Source organism: Brevundimonas sp. SL161 (assembly GCF_049896985.1).
In the GTDB taxonomy this organism is placed as follows: Bacteria; Pseudomonadota; Alphaproteobacteria; order Caulobacterales; family Caulobacteraceae; genus Brevundimonas.
Genome location: NZ_JAFCVJ010000005.1, coordinates 71214 through 92581, shown reverse-complemented (window position 1 = coordinate 92581; position 21368 = coordinate 71214). Strand labels below are relative to the sequence as shown.

The window sequence follows — 21368 nt, the reverse complement described above, 5'->3', positions numbered from 1 at the left end:
CACATCAGCGATAGGTCCGATGTCGTCTGCCGCGCAGCGGGAACGCTCCGGTCCGCCGATCATTAATCCGGCAGTCCAAAGGCCCGTCCCATGATTGCTCTGACCCTCGCCCTCGCCCTGTTCGCCGACCCCTCGCTGGGCCGGCCCACCCTCACCCGCGCGGCGCTCACCGTCGAACCCGCGTCGATGACGGCGCTCGAATCCGCTCCGGCGCCGCTGCTCCAGAGCGTTGCGGTGACCCTCGAATGCACGGCCTTCGCCGACGGCCGCGTCGGTGAATGCGCCGTTCTGGAAGAGACCCATCCCGGCATGGGCTTCGGTGACGCCGCCATCGCCCTGATGGCGGATGCGACGACCGACCGGTCCGCGGTCGATCACACGTTCGCCCGCACCATCCAGTTCATGCCCTAGTCCCTGCGTCGCAACCGTCATCTCGCAGTTGCGAAAAGTTACAGGCTGGCCGGTTGCGGGGCGGCGACCCAACACGCATCTGGACATGATGACCTCAACCACGGACGAAATCGCCAGGAGTTCGTCTGCATGATCGCCCTGATGATGGCGCTCAATGCCCTGGCCATCGACTCCATGCTGCCGGCCCTGCCGGATATCGGCGATGCCTTGGGCGTTGCCTCCGACAACAGCCGCCAGTGGGTCATCACCGCCTATCTGCTCGGCTTCGGCGGCATGCAGATCGTCTACGGCCCGCTCGCCGACCGGTTCGGCCGGAAGCCGATCCTGATGATCGGCGTCGGCATCTATGTCGTCTTCAGCCTGGTCGCCATGCTGGCCCCGACGTTCGAGACCCTGATCCTGGCCCGCGTCGGTCAGGGTCTCGGCTCGGCCGCGACCCGCGTTCTGGCCGTCTCCATCGTACGTGACCGCTTCACGGGCCGGACAATGGCGCGGGTGATGAGCCTCAGCTTCCTCGTCTTCCTCGGCGTCCCCGTCATCGCCCCCTCCCTCGGTCAGGCCATCCTTCTGGTCGCGCCGTGGGAGGCGATCTTCGGCGTTCTCGCCTTCGCAGGCGTCGCCCTGATGATCTGGGCCGGCCTGCGCCTGCCCGAGACGCTTCACCCCCGGGATCGCCTTCCGATCGAGGCGAAACGCATCGTCCTGGCGTTCAGGGAGGCCGTCACCAACCGCGTCTCCATCGGCTACACCCTGGCCATGACGGCGATCACGGGCGCCCTGTTCGCCTTCATCAACTCGTCGCAGCAGATCTTCTTCGACGTGTTCGAGGCCCCGGCCCTGTTCACCACCGTCTTCGCCCTGATCGCCGGCGGCATCGCCATCGCCTCCGTCGTCAACGCGAAACTGGTCGAGAAGCTGGGCTCGCGCATGATCGGCCACACGGCGCTCCTGGGCTTCATCACCTTCGGCGCCCTCCACCTGATGGTCACGCTCAGCGGCCACGAGACCATCTGGACCTTCGGCATCCTGCAGGCCTGCACCATGTTCTGCTTCGGCCTTCTGGCCGGCAACTTCGGCGCCATGGCGATGGAGCCGATGGGCCATATCGCCGGCACCGCCTCCTCGGCCCAGGGCTTCATCTCGACCATCATCGGCTCGCTGATCGGCTTCGCCATCGGCCAGTCGTTCAACGGCACGGTCGTGCCCATGACCCTGGGCATCACCGCCTGCGGGATCGCCGCCCTGGGCTTCGTTCTGCTGGCCGAACGCGGCAGGCTGTTCGTGGCCCGCAATCCGGTCCCGGTCGCCGCCGAGTAGGCCGCGGGGCGCGACGCCCCCTTGATCTCGCCACGCTTTCAGGGCTCCCTCCGCGCCGAAACGTTTCGGAGTACGCCTTGATGTCCCGCGCCCGCCTCGCCGTGATGGCTTCCACCCTCGCCCTGCTCGCCGCCTGCGGTCAGGGCGACACGAAGTCCGACATGCCGCCCCTGCCCGCCTCGGCCACGGCGCCGGTGACCTATGAGCGGGACGTCCACTCCTGGGCCCAGCCCCAGATCGCGCGGGTCAGACACGTCGATCTCGACCTGACCGCCGACTTCGCCACAAAGACCCTGTCGGGCACGGCGACGCTCGACGTCACGGGCGAGCCCGGCGCGACCCAGATCATCCTCGACATCAAGAACCTCGAGATCCGCTCCGTCGCCGACGACAAGGGCAATGCGCTTCAGTTCGCCCTCGGCGCCGAGGATCCGATCAAGGGCCAGGCCCTGACGGTCACCGTCCCCGCCTTCGAGCCCGGCAAGGTGGAGAAGATCGTGGTGACCTATTCCACCCGCCCCGACGCCGCGGCCCTCCAGTGGCTGACCCCGGCCCAGACGGCCGGCGGCCAGCAACCCTTCCTGTTCAGCCAGGGCCAGGCCATCCTGACCCGTACTTGGGTCCCGACCCAGGACAGCCCCGGCATCCGCCAGACCTATTCGGCGAAGATCACCGTCCCCGAGGCCCTGACCGCGGTCATGTCCGCCGAGATGCTGACCCCCGACGGCGAGCGCGCCGCCGAGGGCCCCGGCGGCAAGATGCACAGCTACCGCTTCCGCATGACCAACCCGGTCCCGCCCTATCTGATCGCCCTGGCGGTCGGCGACCTGAAGTTTGCGTCCGAAGGCGCCCGCGTCGGCGTCTGGACCGAGCCCGGCCGTCTCGACGCCGCCAAGGCCGAATTCTCCGAAATGGGCCAACTGGTCGACGCCGCCGAGGCCCTCTACGGTCCTTACCGCTGGGGCCGCTACGACCTGCTGATCCTGCCGCCGTCCTTCCCGTTCGGCGGGATGGAGAACCCGCGCCTCACCTTCGCCACCCCGACCGTCGTCGCCGGCGACAAGTCGCTGGTCTCGCTGGTCGCCCACGAACTGGCCCACTCCTGGTCCGGCAACCTCGTCACCAACGCCACCTGGGCCGACATCTGGCTCAACGAGGGCACGACCACCTATTTCGAGAACCGCATCATGGAGGCGGTCTACGGCCGCGACCGCGCCCTGATGCTCCAGGTCCTGGGCTGGAACGACCTGCAGTCGTCGCTGGCCGACATGGCCCCGCTCGATACCCGCCTGCACGTCGACCTCGACGGTCGCGATCCCGACGACGGTCTGAACGACATCCCCTATGAGAAAGGCGCCGCCTTCCTGCGCACGATCGAGCGGATCGTCGGCCGTGAGCGCTTCGACGCCTGGCTGAAGGGTTATTTTGAACGCAACGCCTTCAGGCCCATGACCGCCGGCGGCTTCCTGATCGATATTCGCGCCAACCTGGTGCGTGGCGATTCCGCGCTGGAGCGCGAGCTGCAGCTCGACAACTGGGTCTATCAGCCGGGCCTGCCGTCGAATGCCCAGGCGCCGGTCTCGACCGCCCTGACCGCCGTGGACACGGCCGCCGACGCCTTCTTCGCCGACAAGGGCCCGGCCTCGGCCATCCCCTGGTCCGGCTGGTCGACGCAGGAACGCCAGCATTTCCTCGCCTGGCGTCCTGAAGGCGCCGCCGCCACGCGCCCGTGGCTGACCAGCGCCCAGCTCGCCGACCTCGAGACCACCCTCAACCTGCGCGCCGAGGGCAATGCCGAGGTCCTGTTCCAGTGGCTCCAGATCGCCGTCGCCCATCGCTACCAGCCGGCCGTGCCGACGCTGGAACGCTTCCTGACCTCGCAGGGCCGCCGAAAATTCGTCCTGCCGCTCTACACCTCGCTGTGGGGCCAGGGCGACTGGGGCCGTCCCATCGCGACGCGCGTCTATGCGACGGCGCGGCCGGGCTATCACCCGGTCACCACAGGATCGGTGGACGGGGTGGTGGGCGTTCCGTCTCCGGTCGCAGGTTAATCTTCCCTCTCCCGGTGGGGGAGGGCTTGAGCGCCCGGGAGCCGTCAGGCGATCGGACTTGCGCGAAAGGGTGAGGGTCGGATGCAAACCGGTGAGGGACGACCCTCACCCTTTCGGCTGGCGCATCGCTTCGCTCTGCGAGCCTCAAGCCCTCTCCCAGAGGGAGAAGGTTCGGCACCCCATACCCATCAACGGATCGGCCGAATCCGCCTTTGAAATCAACGGTCGGAATTATTCAGAGGCCTTATCCCAACCGCTCCCGAAAACCGTGAGACACTGGTCGCGGTCTTTGACATCGCCATCACGCCCCCCAGCCGAGTAGACTCTACGGACTATCTGGACTCCAATTTCCTGAGTCTGGACGTCTTCCCCGCACGCTTCGGACGCTTCGGACGGTGTTTTGGAGACCGGGCCGATCTCCGCTCGACCAAACCTTGACCTTCGCCGCGCGATCCCCGCAACTCCGCCGTCCGATTTCCGCCAGCCCGGTGACCCCATGTTCCGTTCGTTCCTGACCGCCGCCGCCCTCGCCGCCCTCGCCCTCCCCGCACAGGCCCAGGACCTGCTCATCCGGGGCGGAACCATCCACACCGGCAATGACGCCGCCCCGACGGCCGAGGTCGTGATCGCCCGCGACGGCCGCATCGCCTGGGTCGGGGCCGCCGCCGATGCACCCTCGACCGAGGGTCTGACCGTCATCGATCTTGACGGCGCGACCCTGTTCCCGGGCTTCACCGACGGCCATGCCCACCTCGACGGCATCGGCTGGCGCGAGCTGACGCTGAACCTCGAGGGCTCGTCCTCCGTCGTCGACGCCATGGCCAGGCTGACCGCCTGGGCCGAGGCCCACCCCGACGGTCCGATCATCGGTCGCGGCTGGATCGAGACCCGCTGGCCCGAAAGTGCCAACGGCGCCCGCTTCCTGACCGCCGCCGACCTCGACGCCGCCGCACCCGGCCGCGTCGTTCTGCTGGAGCGCGCCGACGGCCACGCCATCACCGCCTCCTCGCCCGCTCTCGCCGCCGCCCGGATCGATGCCTCGACGGTCGCCCCCTCGGGCGGAGAGATCGCCAAGGGCGCCGATGGACAACCGACCGGCTTCATCGTCGACGCCGCCATGTCCCTGCTCGCGCCCCTGATGCCCCAGGCCGATCCCGAGGCGAAGCGGAACGCCTATCGCGCCGGCTTCCGGGTCGAGGCCCGCTACGGCTGGACCGGGATCCATTTCATGAGCGCGCCCTGGTCCGACATCCCCCTGCTGGAGCAGATGGCCGAGGCCGGGGAGGCGCCGTTGCGAGTCTACAACTCGGTCACCCCTGACGGCGGCGCCGCCCTGATCGCCTCGGGGCCCCGCAGCGTCGCCGACGGACGGATCATCACCCGCGCCATCAAATACTATGTCGACGGCGCTCTCGGCTCGCGCGGCGCCGCCCTGCATGAACCCTACAGCGACGCCCCCCACACGTCGGGCCTGATGCAGACGACGCGCGAGGAAATGGCCCCGCTCTACGAGAACGCGCTGCGCAGCGGCATCCAGGTCGCCACCCACGCCATCGGCGACCGGGGCAATACCGAGGTCCTGACCTGGTACCGCGACGCCATGGCCGCCGTGCCCGCCGGTGAACGCGGCCTTGCCCAACCCCGCTGGCGCGTCGAGCACTCCCAGATCCTGCGCCCCGGGGACGAGCCGATGTTCCGGGACCTGCACGTCATCGCCTCGATGCAACCCAGCCACGCCATCGGCGACTTCCACTTCGCATCGGCCCGCCTCGGCGACGCTCGCCTGGACGGCGCCTATGCCTGGCACAGTCTGGTGGATCTCGGCGTCGTCGTGGTCGGCGGCTCCGACGCCCCGGTCGAGCGCGGCGATCCACTGATCGAATTCTACGCCGCAGTCGCCCGCCGCGATCTGGAAGGCTTCCAGGGGCCCGACTGGCGCCCGAACGAGGCCGTGGACCGCGCCACGGCCCTGAAGATGTTCACCCTGTGGCCGGCGTTCGCCTCGTTCCGCGAAAACGAGCTGGGCACCATCGAGGTCGGCAAACGCGCCGACTTCACCGCCTTCGACATCGACCTGATGACCGTCTCCGAGGCAGACATCCCCAAAGGGCACGCGGTGCTGACCATCGTGGACGGGGAGGTGGTCTACCGGGCGGACTAGATCCTCCCCCAACGGGGGAGGTGGCGCGGCGCACTTCGCGACGTGACGGAGGGGGCCAACCACGAACTCGATGTTTGGTTCGGGCCCCTTCCACCGCTTCGCGGTCCCCCTCCCCCAACGGGGGAGGATTGAACAGAAAAGGGCCGCCCACCTCGCGGTGGACGGCCCCGGTCTTTGAAATCGTAAGCCCCCTTTAGAAGCGGGCGGTCAGGCTGATCGAGGCGCTCTGGCCCAGGTCATAAGAGTTGACGTCGATCTTGGTCGAACCCAGCTCTTCGTACTCCGAGTAGCTGGTGCCGAGCAGGTTCCGCAGTTCCAGGGCGAAGCCCAGTTCACGGCCGATGACGTCGAAGTCCTTGCGGTAGACGAAGTCCAGGAACGTACCGGGATCCTGGATCAGGTCCGGATTGCCGGCGATGTTCCGGGCCGAGGTCCGCTCGGACACATAGTTGATGATGAAGGTCGCCTGCGAGCGAGCCACGTCATCTTCCCAGCCCAGTTGCACGTTGGCGACGTGGTCCGACTGGCCTTGCAGACGGCTGCCGTCGACCACGTAGAAGGACGCGTTTTCCGCCACGCCCAGCCCGCTCTGCGTCAGGACCTTGTCGCCGGCCTCAACGGTCACTTCAGAGTCCGAGTAGGTGTAGTTCGCCTGGATCAACCAGCGCTTGTTGGCGATGAAGTCCATGCCGTTGTCGGGGAACTCGAGATACTTCTTGGCCTCGATCTCGGCGCCTACGATCCGCGCACGGGGCGCGTTCAGGAAGGTCTGCGAGATGTTCGAGCCCTGGTCGACGACGCTGGATTCAACCGGATTTTCGAGGTCCTTGTAGAAGACACCGGCCGTGATGAACTGCTGGCGGGCGAAATACCATTCGAAGCGGGCGTCCAGGTTCGTGATCTCGGTATCGACCAGGAACTGGTTGCCGATGAAGGTCCGGTCCGTCTCGATATCGCGGTACTGCTGCGGGGCCAGTTCGCGGAACTGCGGACGGCCGATGGTCTTGGACGCAGCCAGACGCAGCTGCATGTCCTCGGCAAAGTTCCAGGTCACCGTGGCGGCGGGCAGGACGTACTGCTCGTCGATCGTGGTGCGACGCAGGCCCGTCGTGGCGCCGAACAGATCCATCGGGCTGACGGTCTGTTCGCCGTCCTCGTAGCGGACGCCGACGGTCAGGTTAACCAGCGGGATCACCTCGGCCTCGACCTGGGCGTAGACGGCGTTGACCGTCAACTGGCCTTCGTAGGCGGAGGCGCCGTTCGACCCGGTCACTTCCTCGAGCTGGAGGTAGGGGCCGATGTTGAAGTCCGAGAACAGATAGTCGACGCGCGATTCCAGCTGGTCGGCCGAAAGCGTGTTGATGGCGTTGAAGCGCAGGCGCCGCTCGGCCGAGTCGCGGTTGTTGTCATAGGCCGAGGCCCCGACCGTGAACTTGGCTTCGCGATAGTCCGACAGCGGCAGAATGTAGCTGAGGTCCGCGCCGCCCGAGACGACGTCGTCATTCAGTTCGCTGAAGGCGGTGGAGTTCGACTGGATCGAGTGGATATAGGCGCCGGCGGCGTTCTTGCCGTAGCCAAACTGGGTCTCGTAGGGCGCGTCACGTGACGTCTGGGCGTAGGCCGCGCGCCAGTTGAACTCCCAGCTTTCGCCGAAGAAATGCTCGCCGGTCAGCTGGGTCGACAGCAACTGGCGAACGTACCAGGCGGTCAGATCCGTGCGACGGGTCGAGCCGGCGGCGTCGTCGAAGCCTTCCTGGCTGCGGGCTTCCTTGGTCACGTTGCGGACGTAGAGGTTCGTCCACTTGATCTCATTGTCGCCGTTGACGAGGCTGAGGCCGCCGAGGAAGTTCAGGCCGATGTCGTTCTGGGTCGACTGGAACCCGAAGTCATTGGCGATGACGAGGCGGCCCGCATCGAGGCGACCGGTCTGGCGCACGCCCTCGCGGCTCTTCCAGGCGTTGTCGTAGCCGGCGACGAAGACGGCGCCGACAGTGCCGATCTCGGTATCCATGGCCGCGCCGGCGGTCATGCCGAGGCCGAAGTTGACCGGGCTTTGCTCGCGCTGCAGCAGGCGCAGCGGCGAATTGATCAGCGACTGGCCCATGCGGCGCAGTTCGGCGGCCGTGTAGTTGTTGGCGTTGATGCGCTTGCCCGAACCGAAGGCAAGATCGATCGGACCGGGAATGTCACGAGTACCGTCGTCGAAGCCGAGGAAGTCCGTGCGGGCGCCGAAATAGATCAGGCCCTCCTGCGCCGTAGTCTCAGTGTTGGCGCCGAGCGAGGCCTTGAAGGTGAAGAAGGGATCCGACGGGGTCGAGATCGTCTGCAGGTCGATCAGACCGCCGCCGAACTCGCCGGGATAGTTGGCCGAGTAGGTCTTCTGGACGGTTACGCCGGCCAGAATGTCGGACGGGAACAGATCCAGCGGAATCACGCGCTGCAGCGGCTCGGGGCTCGGCAGGGGCGAGCCGTTCAGCATGGCCGAGGAGTAGCGCTCGCCCAGGCCGCGCACATAGATGAATCGGCCTTCCACGATCGACAGGCCGGTCACGCGGGTCAGGGCCTCCGCGGCGTTGGAATCGCCGGTGCGAGTCAGGTCTTCCGCGGTCAGGAAGGCTGCGACTTCCGGGCTCTCGCGGTTCGGTTCGGGAATGTAGCGGCCGAGGACGACGATCTCGTCGACCTGGGTCGAGTCGTCCTGCGGTTCAGCCGCCGCCGCGACCTGGGCGGGAGCTTCGGCAGGAGCGGATTGAGCGTAGGCGAGCCCCGGCGCGATCAACGCGCTGGTGGCCAGCAGGACCCCGCTCAGGGTCAGGGAAAGCGTCTTCATGATCTGCGCCTTGAAGGGGTTCAACGAAAGGGACGGCGAGACCGGGGCGGCCCGCAAGGGCCGCCCCGGTCTTCGTCATCAGCAGGTCGAACCGGCCGCCAGACCGCAGGTCCAGCCGAGGTACCAGGTGTCGGCGGTGTTCCGCACGGCGCCGATGTAGGTCACCGACGTGAAGAACGGGTAGAGGGCGTTGCCGTTGGTCGCCACGACGGCCGTCTCGTTGGCGCCGTTGATGAAGGTCAGGCCGTTGTTGGTCATCGTCGCGCCGGCCGGGGCCGTCATCGTCGAGGTTCCGGCGGCCGTGTTGTTCACGTTGGTGGCCGAGATGAACACTGCGGCGGTGGCCGCCGCGTTCACGTTCGAGTCGTCCTCATAGGGCCGCGAGCAGGCGAAGTAGACCGAGCGGAAGATCGGGGCATTAGTGACCGTCTGGGCGTCGTCGATGTCCAGACAGGCGGCGGCCGAGGTCGTCGGGTTGGTGAACACCGAGTTGATGACCGTCGGCTGGGTGCCGGTGTTCATCGTGATGAGCGCGTCAGCGGCCACAGCGGCGTTACGGCCGACGATGGTGAAGTTCGAGACCTTGGGCTGGGCGAAGAAGGCGGTGCCCGACGGAGCGGCCGACCATTCCAGGCCACGGCTGCCGTTGGTCACGGCCGTCGGCTTCTGGGTGATGATGCCGAACTGGGCTCCACCGCGCCAGCCCGTGTCGGTGTCCAGACCGTCGTCATCAGCGCCGTTGATGACGATGTTGCGCAGGTTGACGGTGCCGCCGAAGATTTCGATGCCATCGTCCGACGAGTTGTAGGACTGGAAGAACTCGACCGTGGTGCCCGAACCGACGCCGGCCAGGGTCAGGGCCTGCAGTTCGTTGTTCGGCGACAGTTCGAAGCCCGAGAAGTTGACCTGAACGTAGCGCAGGCGGCCCGAGTTGTCGGCGAGGGTGTTGCCGCCGTAGTTGGCGCTGGTGCCCTCGACCTGACCGACGCACGAGGCGTTCGGGGCCGTGACGCCCGCCGGGCAGACGGCGGTCGGCGCGCGGCCGGCGATGACGAGGCCGCCCCACTGGCCTTGCGAGCTCAGGTTGGTGGCGCCTTCGACGTTCTGGCGGCTGGTGAAGATGATCGGCTGGGTCCCGGTGCCTTCGGCGAAGATCTGCGAACCGCGGTTGACCAGCAGGTAGTCTGAACCGCCCGAGGCGAAGACCTTCACGCCCGGATCGATGGTCAGGATACCCTGGACGCTGCCGGCGACCGGAGCGGCCGGGTCGGCGCCGCGATCGGTGCCGACCTGGGTGCGGCCCGAGATGGCGTAGATAGTGCCGGCGCGGACCGACAGGGTCAGCGAGCCCGAGATCGTCTCGGGCAGCTGGCAGGCGCGCAGGGTGCCGGCGGCGACGGTGCCGACATTGGTCAGACCCGTGGGGCAGTCAGCGGCCGGGGTGCCGGGCGGAAGCGGGGTGGGGCCTGTGCCGCCACCCGTGCCGCCGCCGGAGCCGAAATCACCCTCGCCGGGGGACGCCACTTCGGCGGAGCCGCAGGCGGCCAGCGCCATCACGGCCGCACCGGCCATCAGAACCTTGGTCAGACGAAGCATCGATATCCCCTCGGGTTGGAAACGGGTTGATCGCCGCCGCATCGTTCCGACACGATCTGGCGATCCCGTCGCCGCCTTTAGGACTTCAATGCAAAGTTCAAATGACAGAAAAACGTGCAATTATTACAGTCGATCCGGATACGGACTGATGTTCTCCAAACATTTGCTACGAATACTTTACGTCGCGCAGATGACAAAGACTCTGATGTCGGAGTGAATGTCACAGGATTGGAGAAATCGGCCGTGCGTCAGTCCGCGCTTGAGCGTCCCGCGCATTCCGCTAGGCTGGCGCCAGCTTCCGCGGGCGTGATGTAGTGGTAGCCTGAAAGCTTCCCAAGCTTTTCGTGCGGGTTCGATTCCCGCCGCCCGCTCCAATAACCGGTTGTTTTTGAACTACAATCTGGGATCTTAGTGATCCGGACACGGATCATATTTGGACATTTTGGACGAGCGATTCCCAAATCATTTCGACGCGATTTTGGTTGGATTGGCTTCGTGAGCTCACAGAACGCGCGGCTACGGGGCGCATCGATAAGCGTGGCGTGACACGTTCGTCTATCGCCGTTTGGATCAGCGGTAGGAGGCTGACAGTTGGCGGCCCATCTCTTCGGCCGTTGATCCGGGGATCGGCCAGCGCAGAGCGTCAACGTCGGACGGCAAACCAAAGTAGCCGACTTCGAACTCAACTTCGCGGAACAGCCAGGGATCGCGAGCGATCTCGGAGCCGAGCCATTCGTCGCTTACCCATGGGCTGCGACGTTCAACGCCTTGGGGGCCCATTACGGCACAGAGCCCGATCAAGGGATATTTCATGCTGCTGCGCTCCTCGTTGCTGGCTGTCACCTTCTCACGGAACGCGGCCGGCTGAAGTTCTCGCTTGTGGCCCGTTCGGCGGCGTGGTGGGTGACTGAGCGCTTCTTCGTTCCGGCCTGTGGTCGACATAATGGCATCGACCGACGCACCTACTACCAATACAGCGTCCTCGCGTTCCGCCGACCGGCGTTCCTGCGCGATTCGGGCTTCGGCTTCGAGCCTTTGGATCCGTTCGGCTATGCCCATGACAACCGTCTGACGATCGACGTAGACCGCCAGCAGCTTTTCCACCCGCTCTTCGTCCCATCCGAGCACGTCAGCGATCTCTGGAGCGCTTAGCCCTGCCCGCCTTAGACGCGTAGCGAATGTGCCACGAGCATCATGCAGGTGTTTTGTGACCGGGGGCTTCGATGCCTTCTTTGTGTCGCTCACCCGAGTTGAGAGGCCCGAATACTTCCAACTGCGGCCCAACGTTGTGGATCGGCGTCGAAATCAGACCCCATCGAGAGGCAGCCTAGTTGGTTGAATTCGCTATATAACAATACGTGGCGCGCATTCTGACAGGCGTCTGTCGGGACCCCGTCTCGCCCCGAAATATTGAGCTAATTCAATATATTGTTTCATATCGGGTGGGGTGCCGCCTTCAACGCCGATCAACAATCTGAATAGGATAATGCTCGCGCTGAGGGGCCAGACGACGCCCCCAGATTGTCACAACGGTCTGGACGGAAGCCTTGCACCACGCCGTCAGAAATAAGCCAAGTTGCACTTTAGAACCGCGCACTAACCGTCAGCCGGGCATTGCGCGGCGCACCCGTCGATATGTTGGCGTTGTTGTGTGCGTCCGGGAAATAAGTCTCATCGAACAGGTTCTCGACGTTTACCTGCAACTTCACAGTGTCCGATAGGTCATAGAATGCAGCGGCATCGCCCCGCACAAATCCGGGCAGTCGAGTGGTCGCATTGTTGGTCCGTATCGCTGCGAACTGGTCGGACTGATGCGTAACGCCCAGGCCCAAGCCTAGCCGCTCGTTGACGTCGTAACGGGTCCATAGGCTGAACTGCTGCTCGGGCACCTGGGCAAGGCGCACGAAATCGTTGCCTGCAAGCACCGCATCCTGCCACGCATAGCCGGCACTGATTTGCCAGCGGTCGGTGATGTTGCCGGTCGCCGACAACTCCAACCCTTGGGTCCGGGTCTTGCCGACATTGATGGTGAGCGTCGGGTTGCTTGGATCCGGCGTGGTGGCATTGGTCCGGTCAAGCTGGAACAGGGCTGCAGTCAGGATCAGGTTCGGCCATGCCTGCCATTTCACGCCGACCTCGGTGTTGGTGAAAAGCTCTGGCTCGAGATTCTCCTGCGTCGTGGACAGGCTGAGAAACTGGTCGCCGGAACGGGGGAGGAAGGACCGGCTGTAGCTGGCATAGAGCGACAGATCCGGCCGCGCCTTGTAGATCAGGCCAACACGCGGCGACACTTTTTCATCCGTGCGTGAAAAGGGCCGATCAGGGGTTGGCTGGAAATCAGTGCCCTTGATGTCGAACCGGTCGAAGCGCAGACCTGCGACGGCGTCGAACCGCTCCCCGAGGCTTATCTGGTCCTGAACATAGGCCGAAACGGTTTCGACCGTCGAAGCTGTATCACGCACAAGAGCACCGAAGGTCACCGTCGGAAACACGGGATTGACAAGGTTCAGGCTGGAAGTGGACAGGACCCCATTGCGGCGCTGGTTGGCAGACGTCTGATCGCCGTATTCCAAGCCGAACAGGATGCGATGATCAACCGGGCCGGTGCGCGTTTCCCAAAGCAGATTGCTCTGGACCAGCAGGTTCTCGCGGGCCGTCGGATCTGTATAGGCCGCCAGCGGGACGCTTCCAGTCTGGCCCGTCGCCGGACCGTTGGGGAACACATTAGCATAGACCTTGTCGAAATCGCCATACAGAGCCATCGTCGATACCGACAGGCCGGGCGCAATGTCCCCATCGATCCTCGCCTTCAGGATATGGGCTTGAAGTGTTGTCCGGTTGACGCCGGGCACGCCAAAGAACTGGTCGCGGTAGCCCTCGATCGGTCGACTGTTCAGTGAGGGCACCCCGCGGTCGGTGACCCGGGTGTCGTCGATGTATTCATACGATAGGCCGGCACGCCAGCTACCCCCGAGGTCAGCCGCCAGATGGGGATTCACCGCGAACCGCCGGCCATCATAGAAATCCCGATGGTTGTTCAGTTCTTCGTAAACCGCGTTCAGACGAAAAGCTGCCTTGCCTCCGATAGGCGTGTTGACGTCGGCCGACAGATCGAAGGCACCGAAGGTGTTGGCCGATAGCCGCCCAGATGCAAACGAGCCTGCGTCGTTCGGTGTCTTCTGGACCCGGTTCACGATGCCGCCCCCGCCCCCCCTACCGAAGATCAGGGCGTAAGGCCCCTTGAGCACATCGACACGTTCTAGGTTGTAGAGCCCACGATAGTATTGAACGTCATCGCGAACACCATCCAGGAAGAAGTCTGCGGTCGTGTTCTGCCCGCGCAGCGTAATCTGGTCGCGGTTTCCTTCGCCCTGACCCACAGTCACCCCTGGCACATAACGAAGGACGTCCGACAGGCTATGGGCGGCCTGATCGTCCAGCTGTTCTCGGGTTATCACGCTGACGCTTTGGGGCACATTAATCAGCGGCGTGTCGGTCTTCGTCGCCGTCACGGAGTTGATCGCGACATAGCCCCTTGTCTGACCGGTCACTATGATAACACCCAAGTCGGAGGGTGTTTCCTGCGCATTCGCCCCTGTCGGCACAGCTATGGTCAGAACAGCAGAGGCCAGAAGAAAACGCATCGCAGTCGAACGCCCAGAAATGGAAAGATCGCCCCTGATACTGAGACCCATTATCATTAGCAACACCAGATTTTAGCGGCATGCGGGCATCCGACGATAACCGGTCTGAGGAAGGGAGCGACCCCCTGTGGGGACAGGGCATGACGTCAATCCCGCTTCAAATGTCTGATTAGGGTCGGGAGCAGTCATCGGCTTCGGACCGCAAAGCGGACCTTCCGAACCGCAGCAAAGAGTCAGACTCAGACATTTACCGGATTGTTTAAGGCCCTGGATGGCTCGGCCGTTCAAGCGGCAGGCATTACGTTGCCGAAGCATGGGCGTCGTAAAGCGCCAGGATCATTTTGCATCCAAGAGGCTGTTTTGTAACCGAAAATGAAAGCTTCCCAAGCTTTTCGTGCGGGTTCGATTCCCGCCGCCCGCTCCAGCACCTGGCCCTTCAGGGCGGTGCAGTTTTAATCCTCCCCGTTTCAGTGGACACCCATGCTGGCTTTTCGGAGCTGGAGAGGAGCCTCCCTTCTAATGAGGCAGGGTCACACGGCGGATCACGTCGATCAGAGCCCCCCCCGGCCCCTGGGTGAGAGTCGCCTCGACGCCATAGGCGCGCCTCAGTACCTCGGGAGACAGGGCGGTCGCGGACGGCTCGTCGGACAGGACGCCGCCCTCGGCCAGGACGATGATCCGGTCAGACATGCGCAACGCCATCGACAGGTCGTGCAGGGTCACCACTATGCCGACACCGTCGTCCGCCAACCGGCGGAACAGAGCCGCGGCGCCAAGCTGATGCGCCGGGTCGAGGCCGGTCAGGGGCTCGTCGGCCAGCAGCCATTCGGGCTCTCCGGCCAGCGCTCTCGCAATCAGCACCCGCGCCCGCTCGCCGCCTGACAGGGTGTCGACGATACGGTGTTCGAACGCGATGACATTGGCGGCGGCCATCGCGCGATCCACGGCCGCATGGTCCTCCTCGGACTGACCGCGCGCGCCGATGAAGGGGGTGCGGCCCAGCTCGACCAAGGTCCGCGCCTCGACCGCCCAGGCGATCTCCGGAGTCTGGGGCAGGAAGGCGAGGCGCTTTGCCCGGTTGTAGGACTTCATGCCGGAAAGGGGGACGCTATCCAGCAGGGGCCCGCCCGAGGTCGGCTCCCGCAACCCCGCGAGGCAGGCCAGCAGGGTCGACTTGCCGGCGCCGTTGGGGCCGACGACGGCTGTGACCTTGCCGGCCTCGATCGACAGGCTGACGGCCGCCAGGATCGACTTGCCGCCGATGTGGACATTCAGGTCGGTGCAGGACAGGACGCTCATGCGATCTTCCTCCTCAGGCTCAGCAACAGAACGAGAAAGAACGGCGCGCCGAGCGCGGCCATGGCGACCCCCAGCTTCACCTCGCCCGCCGCCGGGGTCATCCGCACCAGAATGTCTCCGGCCAGCACAATGACCGCCCCGCCGAGGATGCTTGGAACAAGCAACGCACCTGGTCGGGCGCCGACCAACGGACGCAGCAGATGCGGCGTCACCAGTCCGACGAAACCGATCACGCCCGTCACCGCGACACTGGCCCCCGCAGCCAGACCCACGCCGAGCGCCAGCACCCAGCGCGTCTTCGACATGGAGATGCCCAGCGACCGCGCTCCGATTTCGCCGAGCGTCAGCGCATCCAACGCTCGCCCGGTGGTCAGCAGGAGACCGCAGCCGATGGCGATGAGCGGCAGCGCCATCTTCACCTCCTCGAAGCTGCGATCCGCCAGCGATCCCATCAGCCAGTCGACGATCTCGTTCACCGCCCACGGGTTGGGCGCCAACGACAGGGCCAGCGACACGCCCGCACTGGACAGGATGTTGAGAATGGCTCCCGCCAGAATGAAGGTCACCAGACTCGACGCCGACCCCGACAGCAGCATCAGGATGGCGACCCCGATCAGCGCCCCGCTGATCGCCGCGACCGGCAGGGCCCAGGGCGCGTAGGCCGTTACGCCATAATAAAGGGTCAGCACCGCCCCCAGCGCCGCCATGGCCGAGACGCCGAGCACCCCCGGATCGGCGAGCGGGTTGCGCGTATAGCCCTGCAGCACGGCACCCGAGAGACCCAGGGCCGCCCCAACCAAGATGCCGAGGATCGTCCTCGGCAGACGCAGTTCGAAGACGATGGCCCAGCGCGGATCAATGTCAGGCTGGGTCCAGGCGCTGAACGGCACCCAGACCTTGCCGGCGATGAGGCTGATCCCCAACAGGATCACCAGCAGCGCGAGCAGCCCCGCATAGAGAAAAGATCGGCTGATCGGCTTCATGCTTGCCTCGCCCCCACCTGGTTGGCCAATGCGGAGTCGCGGGCGCGCGACAAGGCCGCCGCCGTTTGGATCAGAACCGGGCCGCCGCAGAACAGCAGACGTTCGGGGAACACAGCCCGCTGCATGTCGCCGGCGACGCGCGCCAGGGCCGGATGCTCCATCACCCGCTCGGCCCGGCTCGGTGCGCCGGGATAGGCTTCGCCGGACAGCAAGATGTCCGGCGGGTCGGCAACGACCATTTCGAGCGGCACGTTCATCGTGCGCTGAAGGCCGTAGCGCGACGCTGCGTTGGTCAGGCCGGTCCGGGTCATCATCTCGTCCATCAGAGTCCCCGGCCCGGAGGCGAACCCGCCCGGCATGAAGACCAGCGCCGACACAGGCCGCATTCCGGACGCGGGCGCGGCGGCGGCCAGGGCGGCCCCGATCTCAGCGACCAGCGCCTCGCCCCGTTCGGGATGGCCGACCCGCCGGGCGACCTCCTGCACCTGTTCGAGGCTGGCGGCGACAGTCTCGGGCACGTCGAACAGCGCGGTTGGGATAGTGAGCCGATCCAGTGCGTTGCGCATCGCCAGCGAGGAGAGCCTGCCCGTCATGACGAGGTCCGGCCGCAGGGCGATCACCTCCTCCGTCGTCTCGTAGGTAAACGGCAGGGTGCGGGCGATGTCGGCGATGGTCGAGCCATAGTCCTGGCGCGCATAGTGGCTCAGCGCCCCGATCTGGGCCCGATCCGCCACCCGCACCAGGATGACGTCGAGACAGGGGTTCAGCGACACGATCCGCTGCGGCCGACCGGGCGAGACCGGCGCGGGCGGCCCGGGCGCGACGCTGCACCCGACCGTCATCGCCAGCCCGCCCCCCATCACCATCCGCCGGTCCAGCATCATCAGAAGTCGATCCCCATGGCGATGGCGTCCGTCCCGACAGGCCATTTACCGATCCAACGACGAAGCCGGGCGGCGGCGGCCTCCAGCGCGGCCACCCCCGCCGGGTCCCTCCGCGCCTCGGCCAGTCGCCCGCCGTGATGAATGGCGCCCGACATCGCCTAGAACCGGGCGCGCACGCCGACGAAGGTCCCGCGCCCCGCGACGCCGTAGTTGCGGGTGGTCTCATAGACCTCGTCGCCGACGTTCTCGACCCGGCCATAGACCTCCAGCGTCTCGTTGATCGGGTAGGACGCGCGCAGATCGACCAGGGTGTAACCCTTCAGACGCGCGGCGTTCGAGGCGTTGTCGAAGCTGTCGCCCGCGTGCTGGACCGCGACCGAGGTCGACAGTCCGAACGGCCAGACATAGCCGAGCGTCAGGTTGGCCGCATCCTTGGGACGGCGCGCCAGTTCACGACCCAGGTTGGCGCCCGGGGTGCGGTTCTCGGTGTTGGTCCGGGTGTAGTTGGCGTTGACCCGGAATGACCCGATCTCATAATCCGCCGCGAGTTCGAAGCCATCCGCCTCGGTCAGGGCGACGTTGTTGTAGTAGCCGAAGCGGCGCACCCCGTTGTGGAAGCACAGGGGAGCCGCCGCCGGCGTCGCCGTGCCGGAGCAGGACACGAAGTCGATCTGGTTCGTCGTCTCGCGCGCGAACAAGGTCGCCGACAGGATAAGATTATCGTCCAGCAGGTGCTGCTCGACGCCGGCATCCCAACCGTCCGCTTCTTCCGGCGCCAGGGCCGTGTTCCCGTAGTCGCTGTAGAGCTGATACAGGCTCGGCGCCTTGAAGCCCTGGCCGAAGCTGGCCCGCACGACGGTCGAGCCGTTGTTCAGAGACCAGGCCGCGGCAGCCTGGCCCAGGGTCTTGCCGCCGAAGGTGTCGTGCTCGTCGCGACGCACGCCGCCCGTCAGGGTCAGGCCGTCGATGACCTCCGCCTGTAGTTGAGCATAAACGCCGTCGAGACCGACCTCGGCCGTCGCCGGCACAGGGTTCGGGGTGAAGGAGGATGGCGAGGCGGAGCTGAACGCGCTGTCCTCGTGCTCGGCCCCGAAGGTGGCCGTCCAGCCTTCGCGAAGGTCCAGCACGCCCTGGTACTCGTAGCGCCTGTTCAGACCCTCGGCGTCGAAGGTGACGTTGGTCGCCGCCTGATCGGGATTGAGCAGCGCCCGGTCCGTGCGGGTGTAGGCATAGGCGATCCGGTTGCTCAGGCGACCGTCGAACAGGTCGACGTTCAGGCCCGTGTAGGTGACCAGCTCCTTGGTGCTCGCTGTCTCGCGCGTGTCTCCGAAGGCGAACAGGGGCGCGGGGAAGCCATCTGCGTCGACGGTTCCGTCCGAATAGACGGCGCTCAAGTCGAGCGAGACGCCTTCCAGGATGCGGACGTTGGCTCGGCCGCTCAGCCCGAAGTTCTCGTAACCGTCCGTCTCGCTTCCGCGCGCGAAGGCCGAGAAACCCTCCGTCTCGTAGTGCGACGCAGCCAGCCGCCAGGTCGCGCGCTCGTTGGCCCCGCCTATGTTGCCGCGCAGATATGTCGTGCCGCGCGAACCGACCTCGGCGTCGATGCCGGCCTGGAACGGGCGGGTCGGTCCGGCGGTCACGATATTGACCACCCCGCCGATGGCCTGGGAGCCCCACAGGGTCGACTGGGCGCCGCGCAGCACCTCGATGCGCGCGATGTCGCCGACGAGCAGGTTGCCGAAATTGTAGCCGCCGCCGGTGCCCGAGGGATCGTTCAGCTTGACGCCGTCGATGACCGCGACCGTCTGGTCCGTCTCGGCACCGCGGATACGCAGAGAGGTTGGGGAGCCGATCCCGCCGTTGCGCGACAGGGTCACGCCCGGCGTGCGGACCAGAAGATCGGCGACGCCGACGGCCTGGCTGGTCCTGATGTCTTCCGTCGTCAGGACGGTGACCGACTGGCCGACGCGAGCGGCCGACTGGGCCGAGCGGTTGGCGGTGACCACCACATCGTCCAGCAGGCTGGGGTCGGTGACGGATGTCGCGTTTTGTGCGCTCGCGGCGTTGGCGGCGAGCAGGAGAACAGCCGTGGCGGCGCTTGTGATCAGTGCGTTTCTCATGGGTCCAATCCCTCGTTTGACAACGAGCCGGCGCGCAGAACGGCCGCGATCGGACATGGAGACGCGCCCGGTCGCGACCGCGCAGCGATGCACGGCCCAACAGACGTCGCCATTCGGGATAGACCCCGTTTCGCTCGGCACACCACGTCCGCGCGAAGGACGACCACGACGGGCAGGTCTCCTGGCTCGCGGGTCAATGCCGGTGCGCACCGCCTTCCCAGGCTCTCCGGCTTTCGCCTTCGGACCCAGTGGCTATTGGTGCGCGGACTCGCCGCTTACAGTTGCGTGGGCAGCCCAGGTTTCACACCTGAGTTCCCTTTTCATCCCCATTACTGGGGAACCTGTCGCAAAGGGACAATTAGGCCATTGTGCGAAGCTCGGCAATGGAGCGCTGCATGGCGACCACTCTCGTCCTCGCGGCGCCCGGGCAGCAGACGAGGCCGTGCTGATCGTCGCCGGCCTGCCCCTGTCGCTGAAGTCCGCTACCGGCGCGCGACCTCGACGCCGCGCGCTTCCAGGATTTCCTGGACGCTGTCGTCGCCGGCGAGATGGGCGCTGCCGACGGCGATGAAGGTTGTGCCCGACCCGGCGAGCAGGGTCTGGATCTGGTCGGCCCAGGCGGTGTTGCGGCGGACCAGCAGCGCGTCATAGACCTCCTGCGATTCCGCCTTCATCTCGGCCACGCCGATACGGTCGATCGCCTCTACATCACCGGTGGCCCAGGCATCGACGAGGGCGTCGAGCTCGGTCGTGGCCTCGTCGAAATCCTCCAGCGTCGAACGCAGGAAGGCCAGCTGGGTGTCCTGCGACAGGCCGGCCAGAATCTCGACCTGCCGGTCGATGGTCTCCAGACCCGTGACCGGCTTGCCGGCCTCCTCGGCGCGATGCTTGAGGATCAGTTCAACGCCCGACGCGGGATCGTAGCCGGCCTTCACCAGCGGGGCGACCGACAGGGACAGGGCCACCAGCCAGGGACGGAGCGGGTCGAACTGGGCGGCGCTACCGCCGATGGAGCGCGCGGCAACATCGAGATGGGCCAGTTCCTCGGCCGTCAGCAGGCTGGACAGCGGGGTCTGGGGCGACAGGCCGTATTGCTGGATCAGAGGCATCAGCGCGGACTGATCGTCGGGATTGGATATCTCGAAAATGACGTTCCGGCTGGCGTCGAAGGCGGCGTCGACCATGGCCGAGCCCCAGGGCGTGTCGGGACGCAGCACATGGACCGTGCCGAACAGGTAGATGGTCGAATCGGCGTCAGAAATGGACCACAGCGCGGGGCCGTCGCCAACCGCCTGAACGATGACGGCGTGGTCGTGAGCCGGGGCGGCGTCCTGAGCGAAGGCCTTGGGCGCGCCGGCCAGCAGGACTGCAGCGAGGCTGATCCCGAGAGCGACGCCGACGGCGGTCCTCCCCATGGAGACGGTGGTGGTCTTCAGGCGGCTGCTGAGCGTCATGCTGCAAAATCCTGTGGTTCGGTAAGGGCGTTCAGTGAATGCCGCGGCGAGCGGCGGCGGCGATGGAAGACACGAGGTATACGGCCATCAGGATGCCGGTCAGGCCCCAGCCGCTGATCGTGTCGACGAGTCCCAGCCGTTCGGCGGCGGCGTAGAGGAAAAGGGCGGTCTGCAGGGCCCAGAAGGCGATGGCGCTGGTCTCGGCCATGACCTGTCGCAGCATCTCGTCCGCGCGTCGCCAGAGCATGACGTTGGCCACGGTCTGGACGGCCAGGAGGACCGCGATGCCTGCAAACACAGTGTCGGCCGTAACGAACGCCGAGGCGTACATGGGCGCCAGGAACATCGCCCCGGCGAGCATGAAGACGATAATCTGCAGAACCCCGCAGCCCTTGGGCACGGTCGATGGACGCAGGGCCATGGTGTTGGCGCTCAGGACGCCGATGGTGATCAGGGCAACCGCCATGGCCAGGGCCAGGCTGTCGGCCCACGGCATGTTGCGACCCTCGATGGCGTTGGCGAGGCCAGCGCCTGTCAGGGCGCCGACGGCGGCCAGGGCCAGACCGCCGAGGATCTTGACGACGAGCGGCTGGGTCGAGATTTCAGAACGCGACATGA

The 21368-nt window shown here is 66.0% G+C and carries 14 protein-coding genes, 1 tRNA gene, 1 pseudogene and 1 riboswitch; of the genes and pseudogenes, 5 read left to right on the top strand and 11 right to left on the bottom strand.

Going from position 1 to position 21368, the window contains the following annotated elements; genetic code table 11:
- Positions 1 to 90: 90 nt before the first annotated feature.
- The 4 genes and pseudogenes from ACP7AU_RS06110 to ACP7AU_RS06095 all read left to right on the top strand — a co-directional run bounded on the left by ACP7AU_RS06110 (position 91) and on the right by ACP7AU_RS06095 (position 5940).
- Positions 91 to 411 carry a hypothetical protein gene (locus ACP7AU_RS06110; protein WP_426050840.1) on the top strand — a complete coding sequence of 107 codons (321 nt, stop codon included), beginning with the start codon at positions 91 to 93 and terminating at the stop codon, positions 409 to 411.
- A 117-nt stretch (positions 412 to 528) separates the two neighbouring features.
- Positions 529 to 1728: pseudogene (locus ACP7AU_RS06105) on the top strand (multidrug effflux MFS transporter); the annotation flags it as partial.
- An 80-nt stretch (positions 1729 to 1808) separates the two neighbouring features.
- Positions 1809 to 3779: a M1 family metallopeptidase gene (locus ACP7AU_RS06100; RefSeq protein ID WP_426038780.1), complete on the top strand. Its 1971-nt coding sequence runs from the start codon at positions 1809 to 1811 to the stop codon at positions 3777 to 3779.
- A 496-nt stretch (positions 3780 to 4275) separates the two neighbouring features.
- Positions 4276 to 5940 carry an amidohydrolase gene (locus ACP7AU_RS06095; RefSeq protein ID WP_426050839.1) on the top strand — a complete coding sequence of 555 codons (1665 nt, stop codon included), beginning with the start codon at positions 4276 to 4278 and terminating at the stop codon, positions 5938 to 5940.
- Positions 5941 to 6133: 193 nt separating this feature from the next.
- Here ACP7AU_RS06095 and ACP7AU_RS06090 read toward each other — a convergent pair whose 3' ends face one another.
- A complete protein-coding gene (locus ACP7AU_RS06090) occupies positions 6134 to 8770 on the bottom strand; it encodes a TonB-dependent receptor domain-containing protein (RefSeq protein ID WP_426050838.1) in 2637 nt (878 codons plus the stop codon).
- Positions 8771 to 8848: 78 nt separating this feature from the next.
- Positions 8849 to 10366, bottom strand: a complete 1518-nt coding sequence (locus ACP7AU_RS06085) for a hypothetical protein (protein WP_426050837.1) — start codon at positions 10364 to 10366, stop codon at positions 8849 to 8851.
- 300 nt (positions 10367 to 10666) lie between these two features.
- Between ACP7AU_RS06085 and ACP7AU_RS06080 the strand changes: the two genes are divergently transcribed.
- Positions 10667 to 10740: transfer RNA gene (locus ACP7AU_RS06080), tRNA-Gly, on the top strand.
- A 196-nt stretch (positions 10741 to 10936) separates the two neighbouring features.
- Here the strand turns inward: ACP7AU_RS06080 and ACP7AU_RS06075 are convergent.
- The 9 genes from ACP7AU_RS06075 to ACP7AU_RS06035 form a co-directional block, all read right to left on the bottom strand.
- The gene (locus ACP7AU_RS06075; protein ID WP_426050836.1) at positions 10937 to 11494 is read right to left on the bottom strand and encodes a hypothetical protein; all 558 of its coding nucleotides are present in this window, start codon (positions 11492 to 11494) and stop codon (positions 10937 to 10939) included.
- A 455-nt stretch (positions 11495 to 11949) separates the two neighbouring features.
- Positions 11950 to 14010 (bottom strand): TonB-dependent receptor, encoded by a 2061-nt coding sequence (locus ACP7AU_RS06070; protein ID WP_426050835.1) that lies wholly within the window; start codon positions 14008 to 14010, stop codon positions 11950 to 11952.
- Positions 14011 to 14526: 516 nt separating this feature from the next.
- Positions 14527 to 15309, bottom strand: a complete 783-nt coding sequence (locus ACP7AU_RS06065) for an ABC transporter ATP-binding protein (protein ID WP_426038788.1) — start codon at positions 15307 to 15309, stop codon at positions 14527 to 14529.
- Complete coding sequence (locus tag ACP7AU_RS06060) at positions 15306 to 16292, bottom strand: FecCD family ABC transporter permease (RefSeq protein ID WP_426038789.1); 987 nt, start codon at positions 16290 to 16292, stop codon at positions 15306 to 15308. Before ACP7AU_RS06060 ends, ACP7AU_RS06065 begins: the two co-directional genes overlap by 4 nt.
- Positions 16289 to 17176: an ABC transporter substrate-binding protein gene (locus tag ACP7AU_RS06055; RefSeq protein WP_426050834.1), complete on the bottom strand. Its 888-nt coding sequence runs from the start codon at positions 17174 to 17176 to the stop codon at positions 16289 to 16291. The genes ACP7AU_RS06060 and ACP7AU_RS06055 overlap by 4 nt, the downstream gene beginning before the upstream one ends.
- Entirely contained in the window at positions 17176 to 17331 is a 156-nt protein-coding gene (locus ACP7AU_RS06050) for a hypothetical protein (protein ID WP_426038791.1), read from the bottom strand. The genes ACP7AU_RS06055 and ACP7AU_RS06050 overlap by 1 nt, the downstream gene beginning before the upstream one ends.
- Before the next feature lie 3 nt (positions 17332 to 17334).
- The gene (locus ACP7AU_RS06045; protein ID WP_426050833.1) at positions 17335 to 19296 is read right to left on the bottom strand and encodes a TonB-dependent receptor plug domain-containing protein; all 1962 of its coding nucleotides are present in this window, start codon (positions 19294 to 19296) and stop codon (positions 17335 to 17337) included.
- Positions 19297 to 19450: 154 nt separating this feature from the next.
- Positions 19451 to 19656: riboswitch (cobalamin riboswitch) on the bottom strand.
- Between the two features lie 122 nt (positions 19657 to 19778).
- Positions 19779 to 20750 carry a TraB/GumN family protein gene (locus ACP7AU_RS06040; RefSeq protein ID WP_426050832.1) on the bottom strand — a complete coding sequence of 324 codons (972 nt, stop codon included), beginning with the start codon at positions 20748 to 20750 and terminating at the stop codon, positions 19779 to 19781.
- 31 nt (positions 20751 to 20781) lie between these two features.
- Positions 20782 to 21366, bottom strand: coding sequence for a hypothetical protein (locus tag ACP7AU_RS06035; protein ID WP_426050831.1), 585 nt, complete (start codon positions 21364 to 21366; stop codon positions 20782 to 20784).
- Between the last annotated feature and the right edge of the window lie 2 nt (positions 21367 to 21368).

Excerpts from the sequence above, each read along its gene's own strand:
- ACP7AU_RS06070 (WP_426050835.1), bottom strand. The coding sequence starts at position 14,010 with ATGCGTTTTCTTCTGGCCTCTGCTGTTCTGACCATAGCTGTGCCGACA.
- ACP7AU_RS06095 (WP_426050839.1), top strand. The coding sequence starts at position 4,276 with ATGTTCCGTTCGTTCCTGACCGCCGCCGCCCTCGCCGCCCTCGCCCTC.
- ACP7AU_RS06040 (WP_426050832.1), bottom strand. The coding sequence starts at position 20,750 with ATGACGCTCAGCAGCCGCCTGAAGACCACCACCGTCTCCATGGGGAGG.
- ACP7AU_RS06090 (WP_426050838.1), bottom strand. The coding sequence starts at position 8,770 with ATGAAGACGCTTTCCCTGACCCTGAGCGGGGTCCTGCTGGCCACCAGC.
- ACP7AU_RS06060 (WP_426038789.1), bottom strand. The coding sequence starts at position 16,292 with ATGAAGCCGATCAGCCGATCTTTTCTCTATGCGGGGCTGCTCGCGCTG.
- ACP7AU_RS06065 (WP_426038788.1), bottom strand. The coding sequence starts at position 15,309 with ATGAGCGTCCTGTCCTGCACCGACCTGAATGTCCACATCGGCGGCAAG.
- ACP7AU_RS06045 (WP_426050833.1), bottom strand. The coding sequence starts at position 19,296 with ATGAGAAACGCACTGATCACAAGCGCCGCCACGGCTGTTCTCCTGCTC.
- ACP7AU_RS06055 (WP_426050834.1), bottom strand. The coding sequence starts at position 17,176 with ATGATGCTGGACCGGCGGATGGTGATGGGGGGCGGGCTGGCGATGACG.
- ACP7AU_RS06100 (WP_426038780.1), top strand. The coding sequence starts at position 1,809 with ATGTCCCGCGCCCGCCTCGCCGTGATGGCTTCCACCCTCGCCCTGCTC.
- ACP7AU_RS06110 (WP_426050840.1), top strand. The coding sequence starts at position 91 with ATGATTGCTCTGACCCTCGCCCTCGCCCTGTTCGCCGACCCCTCGCTG.
- ACP7AU_RS06050 (WP_426038791.1), bottom strand. The coding sequence starts at position 17,331 with ATGTCGGGCGCCATTCATCACGGCGGGCGACTGGCCGAGGCGCGGAGG.
- ACP7AU_RS06085 (WP_426050837.1), bottom strand. The coding sequence starts at position 10,366 with ATGCTTCGTCTGACCAAGGTTCTGATGGCCGGTGCGGCCGTGATGGCG.
- ACP7AU_RS06035 (WP_426050831.1), bottom strand. The coding sequence starts at position 21,366 with ATGTCGCGTTCTGAAATCTCGACCCAGCCGCTCGTCGTCAAGATCCTC.